The sequence below is a fragment of the Bradyrhizobium sp. genome (genome assembly GCF_030654605.1).
Taxonomy (GTDB): domain Bacteria; phylum Pseudomonadota; class Alphaproteobacteria; order Rhizobiales; family Xanthobacteraceae; genus Bradyrhizobium.
Window position 1 is genome coordinate 15,687 of the sequence record NZ_JAURXB010000023.1, and the last position, 14,238, is coordinate 29,924.

Consider the following 14,238-nt stretch of genomic DNA (forward strand, 5'->3'; position numbering starts at 1 on the left):
GCAGAAGAAGAAAATCGCCAAGCCGCCGCCCGGCTAAAAAAAGCCTGCGGTTTGATCCGGCGCAAGGCGGCCGATCCGGTCCGGGATGAGATTTCATCCCAAAGGTGGGCTGACCGATGCGGCGAAGGCTGACTTTCATTGCTTGCAGCTTCGCGGCTGCGCTGGTCCTCGCCGCGGGTGTCGCGCTCGCCGCCGAGGCGCCGCAACCGGGCCAGTGGGAGATCGCCAGCAAGACCGAGCGCAGCGGCGTCGTGAAGACGCGGCCGCTTCGCACCATCTGCATGACACCGGAGAAGGCGCGCGATTTCGGCGCCAGGCTGCAGCGCGACCTCATCACCGCGACCGGCACCTGCAAAAGCATCGAGCCGCGCAAGACCGATACCGGCATGAGCTGGAGCATCCAGTGCGCGCCCGAGATGCCGCTGCGGGCGACGGCGTCCTACGCTTTCGACGGCGCGCAACATTACGTCGCGACAGTGAAATCGGAGACGACGTTCGCCGGCAAGACGCTGGCCTCCACCCTGACCATCGAGGGACGGCGCATCGGGGAGTGCCCGAAGTGATCGGCCGCGCGCTCAGGCCGGGGCGGATCGCAGCGGCGTTGCAGGCCATCCTCGTCGCCGCCGTGCTGGCGTTCAATACAGCGCCAGCGCGCGCCAGCGACGCAGGCGACTGCGTCGCCAGCCTCGCCAAGGCGGCGGTCTCCGCGGCGGAACTCGAGGCCGCCTATGACTTTCTCAGCCATCCCGAGAATATTCCCTGCATGGGACTGCTCGCCGACCCGAGCCTGCAATTCCAGGCCATCGTCGCGACCCTGATCGTGATGAAGCAGGCCGGCGTCTTCCATTCGGCGGATGAGTGCAAGAACATGATCCCCAAGATCACCGCCGAGGTGGTGCTCGGAGCCGCCGACAGGCTCGGCATCAGCATCCCCGACGATGTCAGGAAAGACAGCCAGAAGCTCGCGCAATGGATCACCGACAACGCGCTGGGTCAGGTCGTGACCCAGGAGATCGGCTGCGGCTGCGCGGTCGCGGTCTACGGCATCGAGGGGCTGGAGAAATCACTGGCCAATCTCAAGGCGATGGCGGAATCCTGCGGCGCGGTGCTGCAGGAGATCGCCAACGTCATCGCCGAAGGCGTCAAGGGCGCACTGACGGCGATCGAGGATTTCATCAACGGCTTCGTCGATGCCTTCGAAGGCGTGATCGATGCGATCGCCGGCGGCGACGATCTGCCTACCACCGCGCCGCCGCCGAAAGGGGACGTCGCATGTTATGCGCCAAGCACGGCTTGGTGCCTGCCGGACAGCTCGTACTGTTCGGGTTCGGATCCGAGCCCTGTCTCCTATTACAAATGCCCGGCGGACCTGAAATGCACCTGCCAGCCGGGACCGGGCGGCAAGCCGCAGCTCTGCGCCAGTTTCGATCCGTCGCAATCCACCTGCCCGGTCGGATCGCAGTGCGCCGCCGATCCCGCCTGGCTCGCCTGGCACAACGCCACGCCGATGGGACTGAAGGACCCATGGAGCGCGAGTAACTGGCGGACCTGGCTGAAATGCATGCCGTGCGAGGGCGTGGCCAACGCCGTGCCGCTTACCGCCGGCGTCTGCGGTTGCGCGGCCGGCTACCAGCCGGTCTACCAGCTCGGTCCTTCAGGCAAGAAGACGCTGACGGCGTGCCTCTGCCCGGCGCCGATGCAGGAAGGCTTCTTCTTCGGCAGCAAGAAGTCGTGCCAGTGTCCCTCGCTCGGACAAGTTCCGCGCATGAGCAACGGCAAGCTGGTGTGCGGCTGTCCGGACAATTATCAGCTCGAGGGCGGGCTGTGCCGGGCCTGCACCTCGACCGAAATCTACGATGCCAAGCAGCTCGCCTGCGTGCATTGCCCGATCGGCCAGAAGCCGGATCCGCAGCGCGGCAGCAACAGGTGCGTCAATCTCTGCAAGCCCGGAGAAATCCTGCAAGGCAGCGGCTGTCAGGCATGCCCTGCCAACACCTATGCGAAATACATGATCGGCAGCACCGGCTCGTGCGAGCCCTGCCCGGCCGGCTCGACCGCGAAGCCGGGATCGACGGCTTGCCTCGCGCCGCCGGTCTACATGCCACCGCCGCCGAAATCGACCCGGCCTGCGCGGAAGCCCGGCAGGCCCGATTTCGGTGTCGTCCCGCGGCAGCCGCCCGCCCCACCGGTAGTGCGCCCGCCGCCGCGGCGGCCGCCGGTGTCGGCGCCGCCACAACGGCCACGCCCGATCATCGCGCCGGTACAGCGATTGAAACCGACAGCGCGGCCGCACTCGCGGCAACTCGACAGGCAGCGTTGAGAGTTGCGGCATGCTGCCTGACGCGGCTTCGTATTCCGAAGCTGGTTCTCGCCGGATTGAACCAGCTCGCCTGCCGCAGGCGCGTTGGCCACGCCAAAGCGTCCGGCAAAGATGTGTTCGAGGAAATGGACGATGCCTACCTATTGAAACAAGCCAATGCGCGCCTCGGGCGCGAGTTCGACCATATCGATGTCGCTCTCCGGGTGATCGTCGCCGCGGGTAGCGCAAAAGCCGCCGGAGCATAGGCAGGATTTTTACGGACCGCGCCTTACGTGCGTCCCGCCGATGCACCGTCGCCTGCATCCACCAGCCCGATCAGCGGCACGTCCACGCCTAGCGTCAATTCCATGATGGCGCCGACGACGCCGTAGACGACGGCGATCTCGGCCGCTCCGAAGGCGGCCAGTGCAGCGAGGCCAAGCATCATTCTCATTCCGTTGGAACCCACGATCGTCCGTCCCCTGTGGAGCCTTTCGGTTCTGGTTGAATCAGGACCGGGCTGAGTCTCTTGTTTTGACGCGTTCGCTTAACGGGAGGTTGATACCATGGCCGCGGCCAGCCCGGTCGCGCGGCCGGGTTCCAATTGTTCTTAACCCTAATTCACCCCACGGTGCGGCCGGGATTTCCGCGCGCGGCCGGCGGGTTGCGCGACCCGTTAGCCGATACATGCCGCGGCCCGCGCCGCGGCTGCAACGCAGGATTAACCGATCGGGCGCACATTTGCCGCTGCCCTTGGGCAGGAGCCGTCGCTCGGGCGCAGGGCGGCGATTTCATCGGGCGGAGTCCCCATGGATTATCGAGCCTTCAACAACGACAGCCTGACCATGATGTATGAGAGCGTGCGCGGCGCGCTGGCGTCGGACGATGCGCTTGCCGGGCTCGGCGAGGAACGCCGGTTTCGCGTGCGCGAGACTCCCGACTGGAAGAAGCACGCCGCCGACTTGGAAGCCGAGATGCTCAAGCGCGGGATGTTTTTCGAGGTCATCGACTGGTCCGAGGATCAAGCCACCCTGCCGTTCGATCGCTGACGCCGCCGGAACGCGTCGCTCCGAATCAGCCACGTTGATTGGAAAAGCCTGTCTTCTTCAGAAGCTGGATTGAACCAGTTGGCCCGCAAGGCGTTATCAGCCATGCCCCGGCCGAATCCACCGTTGACTGGTCCCATGAGCGTTCAGCCCGTCGAACATGGTTCGATCACGCCGATGCAATCGCGGCCGACGTCCGAGACGACCAAGAAGCCGAAGAAAGCCTCGAAGCAAACCACCAGGGCGGACGCAGTTCGTATCGCGAAGGCGAAGATCAGCCGGCGCGGCTCGCTGAATAAGCAGCGGCAGGCGCTGAAGGGCTGAACCGGCGAAACGAATTTCGTCGACTTCCCTTGGACTTTCCTTGCGCAAAGGCGCACCCTTCCCGAAGTTCGACGCCGAACTCCAAGGCAGCCCGCCTGGACCCGCAACCATCGAGGCGACCCGCATGCGCGATCCCGCCGTTACCTTCCTTGTCATCCTCGTCATCGGCATTGCCGCCGGCTTGCTGTTCGACCGGCTGGCGGGGCCATCATGGCTGGCCCGTCAATTCTCCGGATCCAGCCGCGGCATCATCACCAGCGCGCTGGTGGGAATCGCCGGCGCGTTCATCGGCTATCACATCGCGGTGCTGCTGGCGCTCGGCAGCGGGCTGGTGATGGCGGCGATCGCAGCGGCACTCGGCGCGGCCGCGGTGCTGTTCGCCTGGCGGATGGCCAAATGATCCTGTCCCCGCAGCAGTTCCGCAGGCGGTTTTGCCGCGGGCAGCGATAGCCCCGCTCTGTAGAACTACGGAGCTTTTGGTGCATCCGTCGCACCACGGGCAATGTCCGGTTCCTGACAGCGACACCAAACCTAAACGTTCCTCACGTAGCGTCGCGCGTCTAACCCCGGACGAGGTGAATGAGCCGCGCAGTTCTGGCAGTCAACGAGGACCGATCGGGCGCGAGGGCGTTGCCGCCCGACGTGGCGCAGCGGCGACTCGGGCAGCGCCGCGAGATGCTCGTGCTTCAGGCCATGAGCTATCTGCTCGGCGATATCGTGCTGTGGATCTATGCCTATGCCGGCACGGTCCCGATCGCCATCCCCGTGACCTTCCTGCTGTGCGGGATCGGCCTCAACGGATTGTTCGCAGCGCTGTCGGAAACCGGCGCCAGCGACCGGTTCGAGGATCATTTCCTGACCACACCGCAATCCGCCTCGAACATCGTGCTGCAGCTCGGCTTCCTGCTGGCGGCGCCCGAGATCGGCTATCTGTTTGTCAGCGTGATGTTCGTGATTTTCGGATTTGCGTCGCTGCGAATGACGTCCCGGGAAGCGATCATTCTGTGGGCGCTGACCGGTGCCGCCGTCTCCGCGATATTCCTGTTGCAGAAAGCCCCGATCGCGCTGCCGACGGCGACCACGGCGGAATGGCTGGCCGCGGCCTTTTCATTTTTCGTGACGATCGGCCAGTGCGCCTATATCGGCCTGTTCGGAAGCTCGATGCGGAAGTCGCTGCATCAGCGCACGGTCGAGCTCAGACTGGCCTATCTGCGCATCGAGGAACTGGCGCAAACCGATGAACTGACGGGACTGCCGAACCGCCGCAGCATCGTGAAGATGCTGGACGATGAAATTGCCCGCGGCCACCGCGGCAAGCCGTGCTCGGTGGCCATGATCGACATCGACTGGTTCAAGCGCATCAACGACGGATATGGCCATCCCGCCGGCGACGAGGTGCTGCGCACCCTGGCGATCACGGTGTTCGCCAACATCCGGGCCAATGACCGGTTCGGCCGCTATGGCGGCGAGGAATTCCTGCTGGTGCTGCCCGACACGGCGCGCGACGAGGCGGGACCGATCGTGGAGCGGCTGCGCGTGATGATCGCGGAGCTCGACTGGAAAGCCTTCGCGATCGACATGGACGTGACGATTTCCGCCGGCCTTGCGACACTCGCGCCGGAGGATTCCTCCGACGCGATCCTGGCGCGCGCCGACCGCGCGCTCTACGCCGCCAAGGCAGGCGGCCGCAACCGGATCGCCGTTGACCGGCTGTGAAGACTTGCGACTAGCGTCCCTTGTAGACCGCCTTGCGCTTTGGCTTCACCGCCGCGGTCGCCTCAACCGCGTCTTCGCTTTCCTTGACCCCGGACTGGCGCGTGATCTTGCCTCTCCCGCTTGCGGGGGGCGAGACGAGCGAAGCTCGCTCTTAGGTCGACGCGCTCGAAGAGCGCGGCGGGTGGGGGAAATCTCTCGGCTGGCGCCGGTGCTTGTTGAGGCACCCCCACCCCAGCCCTCCCCCGCAAGCGGGAGAGGGAGCGCAGCGGCGCAAGCTGCTACTCCGCCGTTATCACTCCGCCGCTTGACGAGTCACCGGTCCGTCCAGCACCTCCAGCACCACCGGCGGCGACATCGGCAGGCTGTAGAAACGTTTGCCGAGCGCGTTGTGGATGGCGTTGGCGACGGCGGCCATCACGGGGACCAGCGGTACTTCGCCGACGCCCTTGACGCCTTGCGGATGTTTCGGGTTCGGCACTTCGACCATCACGGTGTCGAGCATCGGCAGATCCGAACAAACCGGCATGCGGTAATCGAGGAAGCCGGGATTATCGACCTTGCCGGCCTTGTTATAGATGTATTCCTCGTTGAGCGCCCAGCCGATGCCCTGCGCCACGCCGCCCTGCATCTGGCCCTCGACATAACCGGGGTGAATGGCGCGGCCGACGTCCTGCACCGCAGTGTAGCGGATCACCCGGACGATGCCGAGTTCGGGATCCACCTCGACGTCGCAGATGTGGGTGCCGAAGCCGCCTTCGGCGCCTTCGGTGTTGAGCTGCACGCCGGCGCCGATCGGTCCGCCCATCGAGGGCGCCTTGGCGGCGAGTTCGGCCAGCGTCAGCGGTTCGAACTGGCCGGCATTGGGGCTGGCCGGATGCGCCGCACCGTTTTCCCATTTCACCGCTTCCGGATCGATGTCCCAGATTTTCGCGGCGCGCTCCTTCAGCGTGGTGATGATCTTGTCGGTCGACTGCGTCACCACGATCGCGGAGGCGAACAGCACGCGGCTGCCGCCGGTCAGGTTCGAAAAGCCGATGGTGGCGGTGTCGCCGATCAGCACCGATACCCGCTTGTAGTCGATGCCCAGCAGCTCGGCGCAGATGTTGGCGATCGCGGCGCGTGAGCCACCGATATCGGGATGGCCCGTGGTGACGACGACGTTGCCGTCCTCGGTGATGTTGACCTGGGCCGAGGATTCGCCGCCGGCGTTGAACCAGAAGCCGGAGGCGACGCCCCTGCCTTGCCATTTGCCGAGCGGCGCGGTGTAGTGCGGATGCGCCTTCGCGGCTTGCAGCGTCTCGACGTAGCCGATGCGCGGAAACACCGGGCCGAACGCGGCTTTTGTCCCTTGCCTGGCGGCGTTCTTCAGGCGCAGTTCGAGCGGATCCATTTTCAGCGCTTCGGCGAGCTCGTCGAGCACGCATTCCACCGCATAGGCGCCGATCGGCGCGCCCGGGGCGCGATAGGCCGCGACCTTGGAGCGGTTGGACAGTACGTCGAAGCCGACCGACAGCACATGCGGGATATCATAGGGCGAGAAACTGCAGCCGACCGCACCGCGAATCGGCGAGCCTGGTAACGCACCGGCCTGCAGATAGAACGTGCCCTGAGCGGCGACGATGGTGCCGTCCTTTTTTGCACCGATCTTGACCGTGCTCTTTGAGCCCGACGTCGGGCCGGTCGCCCGCATCACTTCCTCGCGGGTCATCACCATCTTGACGGGACGGCCGGATTTTTTCGCCAGCAGCGTCGCCAGCGGCTCGAGATAGACGATGGTCTTGCCGCCAAAACCGCCGCCGATTTCGGCGGGGATGGCGCGGATGTCGCTCTGCGGAATGCCGGTCAGATACGCCGTCATCGCGCGCACCATGAACTGGCCCTGGCTCGAGCTCCAGATCGTGGTCTTGTTGTCGGCGCCGACACTGACCAGGCAGGCGTGCGGTTCGATATAGCCCTGATGCACCGGGCGGGTGGTGAAGGTGCGCTCGACGACCACTTCGGCCTGCGCAAACCCCTCGGCGACGTCACCCTTCTTGACCTCGAGCCGCCCGCCGATGTTGGACGGCTTGCCCTCGAACTTCATGAAGTCGTGCAGGATCGGCGCATCCGGCGCGATCGCGTCGTCGATCTCGATCACCCACGGCAGCACCTCGTATTCGACCTCGATCAGCTCGCAGGCTTTTGCCGCGATCGCCTCTGTGGTGGCGGCAACCGCCGCGACCGGGTGACCGGGGAACAGCGCCTTCTCGCGCGCCATCACGTTGCGGCACATCCAGCGCATATCCTGGATGCCGAGCATGACCGACTTGTCGATCGGGAAGTCGACGATGTCGCGCGCCGACACCACCGCCTTGACGCCGGGCAGCGCCTCCGCCTTCGAGGTGTCGATCGACTTGATGCGGGCGTGCGGATGCGGGCTGCGCAGCACCTTGCCCCAGATCATGCCGGGCATGTTGGTGTCGGCGGCGAACGCCGCGCGGCCCGTCACCTTGTCGGCGCCGTCGGGCCGGATGGTGCGCTGGCCGATCCACTTGTTGTTGGTGACGACGTTCATTGCCGAAACTCCGTGATTCCTTGCTCCCGCATTTCATCGGCGGTTTCCATCACCGCCCGCACGATCTTGTCGTAACCGGTGCAACGGCAGAGATTGCCGGCGAGCCAGAACCGCACCTCCTCCTCGCTCGGCTTCGGATTTTTCCGCAGCAGCGCATCGGAGGCGACCAGCATGCCCGAGGTGCAGATGCCGCACTGCAGGGCCGCCATTTCCAGGAATTTCTGCTGCAGCGGATGCAGGTGCTCGCCATGGGCCATGCCCTCGATGGTCCGCAGCTCATGGCCTTCGGACTCGACCGCCAGCATCAGGCAGGAACAGACCAGCCGGTCGTCGACCGTGATGCTGCAGGCGCCGCAATCGCCGGAGGCACAGCCTTCCTTCGAGCCGGTCAGGCCAAGCGGCCCGCGCAGCGCATCGAGCATGGTGTCCGAGGGCTCGCAGAGAAATTCCATCGGCTCGCCGTTGATGGTGGTGGATACGTGCAGCTTTGCCATGGTCTCAATTTCCTCCAGCGCGCTTGGCGGCGATCGCAACCGTGCGCTTCAACAAAACGCCGGCAACCTTGGTGCGGTAAACGATGGTACCGCGCTTGTCGTCGATCGGACGGCAGGCGGCGGAGCAGGCGGCGGCCGCGGCATTCAGCGTCGCGTCGTCGAGCTTGCTGCCGATGAGCGCCCTGGCAGCCGCCTCGACCAGCAGCACGGTCGGCGCGACCGCGCCGAGGCCGACGCGGGCGGCGGTGCAGACGCCATCCTCGATAGTGAGGCCGACGCCGACGCCGACCACGGCGATGTCCATTTCGGTGCGCGGGATCATGCGCAGATAGGCGTCGCTCGAACCCTTGGGGCGCGACGGCAGCGTGAAGCTCACCAGGATTTCGCCGGGCAAAAGGTTGGTGCGGCCCGGACCGGCCGGCACTTTCTCGACCGGCATCTCGCGGCGGCCGTTCGGGCCCTGCAGCGTGGCGATGGCGCTGGCGGCGACAAACGCGGGCACGCTGTCGCCGGCCGGCGAGCCGTTGCAGAGATTGCCGCCCGCCGAGGCACGGCCCTGGACCTGGGTGGAGCCGATCAGATTGATCGCCTCCAGCACGCCGGGCCAGACTTTGCCGAAGCGCGGATGCTCGGCCAGCACCGCGCCCGCAACGGCGGCACCGATGCGGAAACCGCCATCGGCGGTTTCCACGATCTCGGTCATTTCGGCAATTTTCTTGATGTCGACGATCACGCCGGGCTTCACCGCGCCAGAACGCATCTGGACCAGCAGATCGGTGCCACCGGCCAGGATGCGCCCGGCGCTTCCGGCTGACGCAAGGGCCTTGATGGCTTCGTCGAGCGTGTTGGGCGCCAGATATCGGAGTTCAGTCATGTCGGTTGGTTTCCCTCATCCGCCGGCCGCCAGTGATTGTTGGCTCACCTTGCCCAGGCCCGCAGGCCCAAGAGCCTACACGGGCAAAACCGATTGGAACAGCCTCCGGGACCCGCTCCGGCGGCGGGCTCCCATGCGCCGGGCGGGCTTGCGTCGGCGGGACGGCCAAGGCGCGGGCCGCCTGCCCGCCAAGATAATGCCGCAGTCAGCCCCCCATCATGACACCGGATTTGACGGACCTTGGCGGGGCAAGCAGTTCAAGGCGTCGAACCCGGGGAACGGATGACCTATACGCCAACGACCGCCGGCAAGCTCTGGTCGCGATACAGCATGCTGTTCATCAGCAGGCTCGTGCCGGGTATTGCCGCGTTGGCCCTGGCAGCGGTGGCGAGTTGGGTCGGCGATTTCATTCCCGTCGCCGCCGTTCCGGTTGCCAGCGATGTCCAGGCTTCGTCGTTCAGCGATCGTTTCGATCCTGGCCCGGCGTCCGATTCCGTCGCGACCGACTTTGCCCGGCGCTTTCCTGATCGCTCGCTGTCTGCGGACAATCAGGTCGAACGCGAACAGGCCAAACGCCTGCTGGCGGAAAATCTGAAGGCAGGGAACTGGCAGGCCAGCCCCGCGATGGAGCCTGCCGCTCCCGCGCCATTGGCCATTGCCGTTCCGCTTCCAAAACCTCGTCCGGTCGAGACGGCGCTCGCAGCGGCCAGCACCGCTCCCGCCGCGCAAGCCAGCGATCGCACACTGCTGCAGAAGCTCTCGGACCTGCTGCCGGCGCGGCTCACGCTGGCGTCGCTGGCCCCCAATGGCGGACTGCTCGGCAACGGCCCCGATCTCGCGGCACTTGGTTACGACAGCCTCACGGCCGTGTACGACATTTCCGCGCGCACCGTTTACATGCCTGATGGCGCCAGGCTCGAAGCGCATTCAGGCATGGGCAGCATGATGGATGATCCCACATATGTCGGCGAACGCGATCTCGGCCCGACGCCGCCCAATGTCTATGATCTGAAACCGCGCGAGCGTCCGTTTCACGGGGTCAAGGCGCTGCGCATGATCCCGCAGGACGAGGGCGCGGCGCTGGGGCGCGACGGATTGCTGACACACAGCTATCTGCTCGGCCCCAACGGCGATTCGAACGGCTGCGTATCGTTCAGGAACTACGATAAATTCCTGACCGCGTTCCAGAGCGGCGAGGTCAAGCGCCTCGTTGTCGTGACCAGCCTCAGCGAGACCGCATCGGCTTCGCGCAAGCCGGATTCGCCATCCTGAAACGGGCGCCCGGAAAGCACATTGATCCTTGACGAGAACGCCTGCCACGTGGCCTCGTTCGCTTTCAGCAAAGCGTGCTTTCACCCTCCCCCTCAGGGGAAAAGGTAAGAACGCAGCCATTGGAAAGCGCATGCGAACGATTTCATCGACACAATTTCTTGCTGGCGCAGTCCTGTTGGCGCTGTTGTGCGGACCACAAGCGGCATCGGCTCAACCGGCTCCTGCTTCGCCCCGACCGCTAACCGCTCCGGCCAAGCCTGCCGCGGCCCCCGCCCCGCGCGGCGGCGCGGCGTGCCATAACGGCATGTCGTTCGATCGCTTCCTCGCCGACCTCAAGCAGCAGGCGGTCGCCGCCGGCGTGTCGCAGCGGGCGCTGGCGGAAGCGGCACCCTACCTCGTCTACGATCAGAGCATCGTCAACCGAGACCGCGGCCAGCGCGTGTTCGGCCAGGTGTTCAACGAATTCGCCCGGAACAGGGCGTCCGATGGCGCGGCAAAAAATGCGCAGGCGCGGATCCGAATGCATGCGGCGGCGTTCAACCGCGCCGAGAAGGAATACGGGGTGCCGCCGGCGGTGATCGCCGCGTTCTGGGGGCTGGAGAGCAGTTTCGGCGCCGAACTGGGCAAGCTGCATACGCTGCCGTCGCTGGTGTCGCTGGCGTACGACTGCCGCCGCTCCGAGATGTTCCAGAAGGAAACCATCGCCGCGTTGAGGATCATCGATCGCGGCGATCTCGCGGCAAGCGAGATGATCGGTTCGTGGGCCGGCGAACTCGGCCAGACGCAATTCTTGCCGACGCATTATTTCAACTACGCGGTCGATTACGACGGCGACGGTCATCGCAATCTCCTGAGCAGCGTGCCCGACGTGATCGGCTCGACCGCGAACTACATCGCCAATGGATTGAAGTGGCGGCGCGGCGAACCCTGGCTGCAGGAAGTGCGGGTGCCGCAGAATTTACCATGGGACCAGGCGGATCTCACCATCAAGCATCCGCGTTCGAAATGGGCGCAGTACGGCGTCACCTATCCCGACGGCAAGGCGCTGCCGTCGGACGATCTGCCGGCCTCGCTGCTGTTGCCGATGGGCCGGACGGGGCCGGCGTTCCTGGCCTATGCGAATTTCGCCGCCTATACCGAATGGAACAACTCGCTGATCTACTCGACCACCGCCGGCTATCTCGCCACCCGCATCGCCGGTGCGCCCCCGATGCAGCGTCCCTCGGCGCCGGTGGCGCAGCTGCCGTTCAACGAGCTGCGCGAGCTGCAACAATTGCTGGTGCGCGCCGGATTCAATGTCGGCAAGGTCGACGGCATCATGGGGCAATTGAGCCGCACCGCGGTCAAGACCATGCAGATCAAATACGGCCTGCCGGCGGATTCATGGCCGACGGCGGAGTTGCTGGCGCGAATGCGCGGGGTGCCGGTCGTCCCGCGTGCGCCGGCGCAACCCGGACCGGCGGCAATCCGTTAGCGCGATAATCGCCAAGCGTTGTATTTCGCCTGCCGAGGCCCCACTTCGAGCAGCACGTACCCCGCATTCGACCAAATTCCACAACACGAAAAGAGCTTGACATGTCTTTCCATGACGCTTCCGTTGCCGCGTACCTGCAGATTCTGGGCAGCCTCACCGGTATCCTCACCAAGGCCGAGGCGCACTGCACGGCGAAGAAAATCCAGCCCGAGGTGCTGCTCGGCGCCCGGCTCTATCCGGACATGCTGCCGCTCAGCCGCCAGATCCAGCTCACCTGCGATTTCGCCACCAAGGGCTGCGCGCGCCTCACCCACAGTGAAATCCCTTCGATCCCCGACACCGAAAAAAGCTTTGACGAGTTGAAGGCGCGGCTCGCCAGCACCATCGATTACGTCAAGGCGTTCAAGCCGGCGCAATTCGACGGCGCCGACGCCCGCGACGTGACGTTTCCGGCCGGCCCCGACAAATCCATGACCCTGAAGGGCCAGCAGTTCCTCAGCCATTTCTCGCTGCCGAATTTCTACTTCCACGCGGTCACCGCCCACGACATCCTGCGCCACAACGGCGTCGAAATCGGCAAGCGGGATTTTCTCGGGGTGAGTTGAACAACACCATCGCCCGGGCCGGCAAGGAAAAGGGCACTCGCTTTAATGTGATCGGCCCGGGTTTCATGGATACGCCGATAGGCCGCGACGCCAGCCGCCGCGCCGGGCCATGACGGTGCCGTTCGGCCGCCAGGGCACCGGCTGGGAGGTCGCTTATGCCGCGCTGTTCCTGATTTCGAATGAATCATCCTGCGTCAACGCCCACACCCTGTGCCTGGACGGCGGCCATCTCGCGGCGTCGTGCGCGGCTAGAATGCGATAACATCCAAACTCGCGGCATTGCCGCGGGCGCCGGCAATGCCCACCTCAATTCCATACCGAAACCCACCTGCAATGTACCGGATCAGAAAAAGATGAGCACGCCGACGAAACTCTTCGAGCCCTACAAGCTCGGCCCGATCACACTCCCCAATCGCATTGTCATGGCGCCGCTGACGCGCAACCGCGCGATACCCCCGGGAATGGTGCCCAATCCGCTGGCAATCGAATATTACGGGCAACGCGCCTCCGCCGGGCTGCTGGTGAGCGAGGCAACCCAGGTTTCGCGGCAGGGCCAGGGCTATCAGGACACACCCGGCATCTACTCCAGGGAACAGATCGCGGGCTGGCGCAAGGTCACCGACCACGTGCACGCGCTCGGCGGCCGAATTTTCCTGCAGGCCTGGCACGTCGGACGCATTTCGCATGTCGACCTGCAGGAGAACAACCAGGCGCCGGTGGCACCCTCCGCGATCCGCGCCAAAGGCAAGACCTTCGTCGGCGGAACCTTCGCCGATGTTTCCGAGCCCCGCGCGCTGACGCTGGAAGAAATCCCCGGCATCATCGAAGACTTCAAGCGCGGCACCGCGAATGCCATGGCAGCGGGTTTCGACGGCGTCGAGATCCATGGCGCCAACGGTTACCTGCTGGAGCAATTTGCCAAAGACGGCACCAACAAGCGCACCGACGCCTATGGCGGATCGATCGAAAACCGCGCGAGGCTGATGCTGGAGATTTCAAAAGTGGTCGCGGCCGAGGCAGGCCCCGAGCGAACCGGCATCCGCATTTCGCCGGTCACCCCGGCCAACGATATTTCCGACTCCAACCCGCAGCCGCTGTACGATTACATCGTCGATCATCTCAGCGCGCTGAAGCTCGTCTACATTCACGTCGTCGAGGGAGCCACCGGCGGCCCGCGCGACATCGCGCCGTTCGATTACGCGAGCCTGCGCAAGCGCTTCAAGGGCGCCTATATCGGCAATAACGGTTACGACTTCGAACTCGCGACCAAAGTGCTGGCGGCCGATGCTGCCGATCTGATCGCATTCGGAAAACCCTTCATCTCCAATCCGGATCTGGTGGAGCGACTGAAAAAGGGCGCACCGCTGAACGCGTTCGACAAGGCGACGTTCTATGGCGGCGGGGCGAAGGGGTATACGGATTACCCGGTGCTGGGCGAAGCGGTGGCGGCGGGGTAGGCAGGTGCACTCTCAGCCGTCATTGCGAGGAGCGTTTGCGACGAAGCAATCCAGCTTCGCTTGTTGCAAGAAGGCTGGATTGCTTCGCATCGCTCGCAATGACGAATGGAAAAAGGCCGGGAT

The 14,238-nt window shown here is 65.1% G+C and carries 16 protein-coding genes; 12 read left to right on the forward strand and 4 right to left on the reverse strand.

Annotated elements, in window-relative coordinates; translation table 11 throughout:
* The first annotated feature begins 116 nt into the window (after nt 1-116).
* Genes Q7U29_RS01885 through Q7U29_RS01895 form a run of 3 tightly spaced genes read left to right on the forward strand, consistent with a single transcriptional unit; the run spans nt 117 to nt 2,565 of the window.
* Nucleotides 117-563, forward strand: coding sequence for a DUF3617 family protein (locus tag Q7U29_RS01885; RefSeq protein WP_304737750.1), 447 nt, complete (start codon nt 117-119; stop codon nt 561-563).
* Nucleotides 560-2,320: a hypothetical protein gene (locus Q7U29_RS01890; RefSeq protein WP_304737752.1), complete on the forward strand. Its 1,761-nt coding sequence runs from the start codon at nt 560-562 to the stop codon at nt 2,318-2,320. The genes Q7U29_RS01885 and Q7U29_RS01890 overlap by 4 nt, the downstream gene beginning before the upstream one ends.
* 56 nt (nt 2,321-2,376) lie before the next feature.
* Entirely contained in the window at nt 2,377-2,565 is a 189-nt protein-coding gene (locus Q7U29_RS01895; RefSeq protein WP_304737754.1) for a hypothetical protein, read from the forward strand.
* A gap of 23 nt (nt 2,566-2,588) precedes the next feature.
* On the opposite strand, the gene Q7U29_RS01900 is transcribed toward Q7U29_RS01895, so the two are convergent.
* Nucleotides 2,589-2,753, reverse strand: a complete 165-nt coding sequence (locus Q7U29_RS01900; RefSeq protein WP_304737755.1) for a hypothetical protein — start codon at nt 2,751-2,753, stop codon at nt 2,589-2,591.
* A gap of 355 nt (nt 2,754-3,108) precedes the next feature.
* Between Q7U29_RS01900 and Q7U29_RS01905 the strand changes: the two genes are divergently transcribed.
* From Q7U29_RS01905 to Q7U29_RS01920, 4 genes are all read left to right on the forward strand, one after another.
* Nucleotides 3,109-3,348, forward strand: coding sequence for a hypothetical protein (locus tag Q7U29_RS01905; protein WP_304737757.1), 240 nt, complete (start codon nt 3,109-3,111; stop codon nt 3,346-3,348).
* A 135-nt stretch (nt 3,349-3,483) separates the two neighbouring features.
* Nucleotides 3,484-3,669, forward strand: coding sequence for a hypothetical protein (locus Q7U29_RS01910; RefSeq protein WP_304737759.1), 186 nt, complete (start codon nt 3,484-3,486; stop codon nt 3,667-3,669).
* A gap of 124 nt (nt 3,670-3,793) precedes the next feature.
* On the forward strand, nt 3,794-4,069 hold the full coding sequence (locus Q7U29_RS01915) for a transglycosylase (protein ID WP_304737760.1): 276 nt from the start codon (nt 3,794-3,796) through the stop codon (nt 4,067-4,069).
* A 179-nt stretch (nt 4,070-4,248) separates the two neighbouring features.
* A complete protein-coding gene (locus Q7U29_RS01920; protein ID WP_304737762.1) occupies nt 4,249-5,385 on the forward strand; it encodes a GGDEF domain-containing protein in 1,137 nt (378 codons plus the stop codon).
* Between the two features lie 292 nt (nt 5,386-5,677).
* Here Q7U29_RS01920 and Q7U29_RS01925 read toward each other — a convergent pair whose 3' ends face one another.
* Genes Q7U29_RS01925 through Q7U29_RS01935 form a run of 3 tightly spaced genes read right to left on the reverse strand, consistent with a single transcriptional unit; the run spans nt 5,678 to nt 9,307 of the window.
* Nucleotides 5,678-7,939 (reverse strand): xanthine dehydrogenase family protein molybdopterin-binding subunit, encoded by a 2,262-nt coding sequence (locus Q7U29_RS01925; RefSeq protein ID WP_304737763.1) that lies wholly within the window; start codon nt 7,937-7,939, stop codon nt 5,678-5,680.
* Nucleotides 7,936-8,433, reverse strand: coding sequence for a (2Fe-2S)-binding protein (locus tag Q7U29_RS01930; protein ID WP_304737765.1), 498 nt, complete (start codon nt 8,431-8,433; stop codon nt 7,936-7,938). Before Q7U29_RS01930 ends, Q7U29_RS01925 begins: the two co-directional genes overlap by 4 nt.
* Nucleotides 8,434-8,437: 4 nt before the next feature.
* Entirely contained in the window at nt 8,438-9,307 is an 870-nt protein-coding gene (locus Q7U29_RS01935; RefSeq protein WP_304737767.1) for a xanthine dehydrogenase family protein subunit M, read from the reverse strand.
* 282 nt (nt 9,308-9,589) lie between these two features.
* Here Q7U29_RS01935 and Q7U29_RS01940 point away from each other — a divergent pair, with 282 nt between their 5' ends.
* The 5 genes from Q7U29_RS01940 to Q7U29_RS01960 all read left to right on the forward strand — a co-directional run bounded on the left by Q7U29_RS01940 (nt 9,590) and on the right by Q7U29_RS01960 (nt 14,115).
* Nucleotides 9,590-10,579 carry a DUF2778 domain-containing protein gene (locus Q7U29_RS01940; RefSeq protein WP_304737768.1) on the forward strand — a complete coding sequence of 330 codons (990 nt, stop codon included), beginning with the start codon at nt 9,590-9,592 and terminating at the stop codon, nt 10,577-10,579.
* Nucleotides 10,580-10,718: 139 nt separating this feature from the next.
* Nucleotides 10,719-12,053, forward strand: coding sequence for a lytic murein transglycosylase (locus tag Q7U29_RS01945; protein ID WP_304737895.1), 1,335 nt, complete (start codon nt 10,719-10,721; stop codon nt 12,051-12,053).
* A gap of 101 nt (nt 12,054-12,154) precedes the next feature.
* A complete protein-coding gene (locus tag Q7U29_RS01950; RefSeq protein ID WP_304737770.1) occupies nt 12,155-12,658 on the forward strand; it encodes a DUF1993 family protein in 504 nt (167 codons plus the stop codon).
* A gap of 109 nt (nt 12,659-12,767) precedes the next feature.
* Nucleotides 12,768-12,920 carry an SDR family oxidoreductase gene (locus tag Q7U29_RS01955; RefSeq protein WP_304737772.1) on the forward strand — a complete coding sequence of 51 codons (153 nt, stop codon included), beginning with the start codon at nt 12,768-12,770 and terminating at the stop codon, nt 12,918-12,920.
* 91 nt (nt 12,921-13,011) lie between these two features.
* A complete protein-coding gene (locus Q7U29_RS01960; RefSeq protein ID WP_304737774.1) occupies nt 13,012-14,115 on the forward strand; it encodes an alkene reductase in 1,104 nt (367 codons plus the stop codon).
* Nucleotides 14,116-14,238: the final 123 nt, after the last annotated feature.

Bases quoted from the DNA above. Each gene is read 5' to 3' on its own strand.
- Q7U29_RS01885 (WP_304737750.1), top strand. From the start codon at position 117: ATGCGGCGAAGGCTGACTTTCATTGCTTGCAGCTTCGCGGCTGCGCTG.
- Q7U29_RS01900 (WP_304737755.1), bottom strand. From the start codon at position 2,753: ATGAGAATGATGCTTGGCCTCGCTGCACTGGCCGCCTTCGGAGCGGCC.
- Q7U29_RS01905 (WP_304737757.1), top strand. From the start codon at position 3,109: ATGGATTATCGAGCCTTCAACAACGACAGCCTGACCATGATGTATGAG.
- Q7U29_RS01910 (WP_304737759.1), top strand. From the start codon at position 3,484: ATGAGCGTTCAGCCCGTCGAACATGGTTCGATCACGCCGATGCAATCG.
- Q7U29_RS01915 (WP_304737760.1), top strand. From the start codon at position 3,794: ATGCGCGATCCCGCCGTTACCTTCCTTGTCATCCTCGTCATCGGCATT.
- Q7U29_RS01920 (WP_304737762.1), top strand. From the start codon at position 4,249: ATGAGCCGCGCAGTTCTGGCAGTCAACGAGGACCGATCGGGCGCGAGG.
- Q7U29_RS01925 (WP_304737763.1), bottom strand. From the start codon at position 7,939: ATGAACGTCGTCACCAACAACAAGTGGATCGGCCAGCGCACCATCCGG.
- Q7U29_RS01930 (WP_304737765.1), bottom strand. From the start codon at position 8,433: ATGGCAAAGCTGCACGTATCCACCACCATCAACGGCGAGCCGATGGAA.
- Q7U29_RS01935 (WP_304737767.1), bottom strand. From the start codon at position 9,307: ATGACTGAACTCCGATATCTGGCGCCCAACACGCTCGACGAAGCCATC.
- Q7U29_RS01940 (WP_304737768.1), top strand. From the start codon at position 9,590: ATGACCTATACGCCAACGACCGCCGGCAAGCTCTGGTCGCGATACAGC.
- Q7U29_RS01950 (WP_304737770.1), top strand. From the start codon at position 12,155: ATGTCTTTCCATGACGCTTCCGTTGCCGCGTACCTGCAGATTCTGGGC.
- Q7U29_RS01955 (WP_304737772.1), top strand. From the start codon at position 12,768: ATGACGGTGCCGTTCGGCCGCCAGGGCACCGGCTGGGAGGTCGCTTAT.
- Q7U29_RS01960 (WP_304737774.1), top strand. From the start codon at position 13,012: ATGAGCACGCCGACGAAACTCTTCGAGCCCTACAAGCTCGGCCCGATC.